The organism is Luteibacter sp. P4_E6 (assembly GCF_056401535.1).
The window spans coordinates 1-4,727 of record NZ_JBFUJE010000307.1; the positions used below are offsets into that span (position 1 = coordinate 1).

At 64.3% G+C, this 4,727-nt stretch carries 3 protein-coding genes; all 3 read right to left on the reverse strand.

Features of this window, described 5'->3' with window-relative positions:
- A partial coding sequence (locus tag AC1DT2_RS16050; protein ID WP_477297401.1) for a hypothetical protein occupies window positions 1-866 on the reverse strand: 866 nt, incomplete at its 3' end.
- A 125-nt stretch (window positions 867-991) separates the two neighbouring features.
- Window positions 992-3,493 (reverse strand): protease pro-enzyme activation domain-containing protein, encoded by a 2,502-nt coding sequence (locus tag AC1DT2_RS16055; RefSeq protein WP_477297403.1) that lies wholly within the window; start codon window positions 3,491-3,493, stop codon window positions 992-994.
- 387 nt (window positions 3,494-3,880) lie between these two features.
- Window positions 3,881-4,351, reverse strand: a complete 471-nt coding sequence (locus tag AC1DT2_RS16060) for an antitoxin Xre-like helix-turn-helix domain-containing protein (protein ID WP_477297404.1) — start codon at window positions 4,349-4,351, stop codon at window positions 3,881-3,883.
- Window positions 4,352-4,727 lie beyond the last annotated feature (376 nt).

Consider the following 4,727-nt stretch of genomic DNA (forward strand, 5'->3'; position numbering starts at 1 on the left):
GCCATGTCCCGGGTTATCGAGGCAGCGGGGCGACCACCTTCGGCGATCACCGATGCTTCAGCGTCCCCGAGCCCACGACGCGCGCGATCGTCCACCATGTCCTGGGCGGCGAGATCGCTCCTCCAGTTTCGCAGCGCGTCGCGCACGCGATCGCGCGTCGCCAGATCCGCCAGTTGCACGTCGCCGACCACCGTCGCTCGCTCACTGGCGATCATATGCGCCCTGAGATTGGCGCGCGCCAGCCGCCAGTCTGCAGACGCTTTGGATGCCGCAGCCACGGCTCGCTGCTCGACGCCAACCGCGAGCTGTGCCTTCGATAAGGCGTTCACGTCGTCCAATAGCGACGCCGTCGGCGCCGCGTGCGGAAGGCACAGGAAGACCACCGTCGCGGCGCACAGTCCGGTCGCCCATAGGCCCGAAAACACGTAGCGGAAATCGACCCTGAGCCATCGCAACAAGACACTGCTGCCCGCGATGGCCCCGAACACCGGCAGGACAACCTTGCGAGTCTCCGCAGTGGCTTCGCTGCTATAGCTGGCGGCCCATATCAGCGCCATCGATCCGATGACGAGGACGGCAAAGACAGCCATGAACCAACGCAGCGGCATGGCAGCGCCCGGTGGGCGCGCTGATGGCGCGGCGACCTGCACCGCTTCCATCTTCAGCCACGCCGGACGGACAGCCTGTTCGTCTATATGCCGCCGTGCAAGCGCGTCGGGATCGATACCCCGGTCGATGAGTTCCGCACGCAATGCCGCCTCGGCCCAGTCGACTCGCTCGTCGCGAATCCACATGCGCTCGAGCACTGCCGTGTCCGTTGCGGCAAAACGCGCCCGCGCCTCTGCCTGACGTTCCTTATAGTCCATGTGGCCCCCCGACCCTGTTCCATCCGGCACCCTCTCCGCCGTGCGGGGATTGTGTACCGACGCGCGGCGAAAATGAAGAAGGCGCCCCCGTCGCCGGGAGCGCCCTCCTTCTACTCACGCGTGGATCAGTTGGTCCAGGTCGCCTTCAGCGAAACGCCCGAGAACGCGGCGTAGCCGTTGAGCATCACGTAGTACGTGCCGGTCGAGGGCGTCGTGAACGAGCAGGTCTCCGAGTTGCCGGTCACATACGGACGGCAGTCGTAGCTCGACGTCGTCGGCGCGGAACCGAACTTCACGTAGAGGTCCGCATCGCCCGAACCACCCGAGATGACGATCTTCAGGTTCTTCGCACCCGACGGGATCGCCACGGTGTAGTTGAGCTTGGCGTTCTTCGCGGCCGACAGGCCGGTCACCGCCACGCCGTTCTGCAGCGTGTTGCCACCACCGCCACCGGACGAGGTCACCGTTACCGAGGAACTCTTGGCGTTGGTGGCGCCTGCGTTATCGGTCACCGTCTCGCTGACGGTGTACGTGCCCGCCGCCGTGTACGTGTGGCTCGGACTCGTCGCCGTCGAGGTCGAGCCGTCACCGAAGTTCCACGCATGCGACGCGATGCTGCCGTCGCTGTCCGTGGAGCTATCGGTGAAGGTCGCGGTGAGGCCGCTGGTCACGACACTGAAGTTCGCTACCGGCGGAACGTTCGTGCCGCCACCGCCACCGGTGACCCAGTTGGCCTGGGCGTAGGTGTTGAGCTTGCCGATGTCGAAGCTGCCGAAGCCCGTGGCCTCGTCGAAGCCCGTGGCGGCGGTGTAGCCGTGGTTCTGGTAACCGTTGTTGCCCGACGTCACGTCATGCAGCAACGAGGTCTGGGTCGGGAAAGCACCGTAGAACTTCGATGCAGGGAAGCCGATGGCGTTGTTGGCAGCCGATTYGATACGCGCGAAAGCACCGACAAACAGCGGCGATGCCAGGCTGGTACCACCCACCTGCTCCGTCTGTCCGTCGATGATGATCAGGGCGCCCGACGCCGAGGCCGCGTCGAACGAAAGGTCTGGCCCCACGCGCTTGGTCGAGCTCGATACGACGGACTGCCAGGAAGGTGCCGCCTCATAGAGGCTGGTACCACCACCGGTCGCCCAGAGGCGCTGGTTGTTGTCGCCCTGGCTCGGCGCGATGGCCGAAAGGCCTTCGTTCCAGACGGTTTCGCCCGACCACGTCGTACCGCTGGTGGAAAGCTGCGTGCCGCCGACCTGGATGACGTACGGGGAGCTCGCCGGCTCGCTGACCGAATAGTGCGTCAGGTCGATCTTCACCGTACCGGCCGAGTTCGCCACGTAGCCAGGCGAACCGGAGGTCGGGTCGGTAGACCACTGGTAGACACCCGCATCGCCCGAAGCGATCGAGAAGGTCTGGCCCTGGGCCACGGCCTGCTGGAAGATCGCATCGTCCGCTGCCTGGGTGCCGGACTCTTCGGCGGCCGTCTCGTCTTCACCGAGCGACACGTTGATCAGCTTGGCGATATTGTCGGTGACGGCCTTGTTGTAAGTCGCGGTGATGCCCGCGTCGGTGATGCCGCTGGAGTTYGAGTCGCCGTTGGGCGAGGTGTAGAAGATCAGCTGTTTCACGCCGCCGGAGATACCGACGATATCCTGGCTGTCGAGCGACCACTCACCGTTGGAGTCATCGTCGTTGGCGAAGGTACCGCTGCCGACCTTGGTGATCGTCGCGTTGACCGTGGCCAGACCCGCGCCCGACGTGAAGGTATTCAGATCGGTCACCGTCTGGGTAATCGAACCCCAGGTAATGATGCCCACCGCGGTCTTCGTCGCGGCCGGTACGCCACTGGCGCCGTAGATCGCTGCGAAGTCCTGCGGATGATGCGCACCCACGGCGGCGGCCGCCTGCGTGCTCGATGCCGGACCAGGTACGGTCACGTTCTCCGGGTGATAGACATGGTGCAACGTGTGCTTGACCGACACGTTCTGCAGACCGAGTACAGCGTCGACCGACTCACCGAGCGCAGCAGGGACAAGCGCAGGCGTGTCATTGGCAAAGAATTCGCGGCCGTTCGAGGTGAAGCGCTTGATCGACGTATGGAAGCCCGTCGTCGCGGCACCGGCATTGCCGTCGGCGGAGATCAACAGATTGTTGGGTGYGACGTCGATGTTGGTGAAACCAGCCTGCTGCAGGTGCGCGACAACCGCGTCGACTTGCGCCTGCGTCGGGCCGAACTGCGCCTTGAACTGCGCGGGCGAGAGGAACTTACCGTATTGCGCGCTACCGGGCGTGGTCACGCCGGCGAGGAAGGTCTGCAACTGGTCGGGATTGCGCAGCTTGAGGCTGACCACGACGTGCAGCGGATGATCGGCTGCCACCGCGGTGACGGCCGCACCGTCGATGTGCGGGGAACCGGTCATGTTCAACGCATAGCCACTGGCCACCGGCGTGGCGGCCGTTGAACTTGCGGCGAGCGTCTGCGTAGCGGCGACGGGGAGCATCGCGGCCCTGGTATGCGTGGAAACCCATGCATCTTCGGCGTGCGCGGAAAGCGAGGTCATCGCCAGCGCAATGGCCAATGTCAGTGCAGTTTTGCGTGTGACCCCTGAAGCAAAAGCATCGATCTTCATGAATGATCCTTCGTTAGCCCGTATTTGCCTCCGCTACGGCGGAAGCCCTGACACGCTGGCGATCTGGCTAAGCGGCATGTTCCCCGCCGGTCATTCGTCTCCCTGCCCGGTGTTGCGTGAAGCGCAGGAAATCACGAACTCCCCACCATCCCGCTTCTTGCTCCCCTGTTTCCCCTTCAGCCATGCGACGCGAAGCTTTCGCGGGGCTTTCCACGAACGGGTTCATTCACCGGTGGATGGGTTGCCGTGACGGGGACCGCAAAAACAGGCGTCGGTTTTTTTTCACCACGGAGCCTTTGCGACAAGCGAGGCGATCAGTCGATGCTTACGCATCCGCATCTTCTTGCGTTTTTGCCGTTAGAGCGCGATGTACTGCATCACTCAAACTCACGGCGGGCACCCAGGACTGAGGGCCGCCGCCAGCCACGTCGCCACGACCGCCCGCCCCTCGACGACATCCATGTACTGGATAGGAGCGCCACGGCCGTCGAGCCCGGGCAGCGGCGTACGCAGCCATCGGCCCAGCCAGCCGAGCGGGTCCGCGACGATGCCCCGTTCGACAGACGGTTGCCGGCAAGCCATGACCACGCTGCCGGCAAGCGACGCCATGGCCAACGGCGCCTCGGATTCCTGTGGGCTGAGCCGCTCTTCGTCGGCCATCCGTCGCCGCAGATTGGCCCGGTTGAGGCCGAGGTAGAGCGCCAGGTTGTGATCGGGAATGCGGAGGTCACTTGCCAGCTGCCCGACAAGAGCAGGTGGCAAGCCGCGACGGATTCTGTCGATGCGCTCCTCCGTCGTGGCCTGGATCACGGCCACGTAAGCCGCGTACTTAACAGTGATATCGGATGAAACAGCCATGTCGTCTTGCTCCGTGGGAAGGTCTGACGCGCAAGGTGACAGGAATGCGACGCGCGGACTTGAGAATTTCGACCGATCTGTCCCGTCTGCCGAAAATGCATCACCGAATACGTGTAGGCACGGGCCGACAGACGAACGTCAGGAATAGCCCTAACGTATCCCTCGTCCCATCCCAATGGCCCTCCCCCGGATCATTGGCTTTCCGCGGCGCTTCGGCGCCGCTTTTTTTTGGCACATCCGCGTGATCGTGTAAGGATGGAAGCGGGAACCGCCGCATTCGGGGATGAGGCATGGTCAAGCACCGGGCAAGTCGCTACGCCACGTATGCCGCGCTGGTGGCGGCATTACCGCTCGCGCATCTGCTCATTCCCCCAGC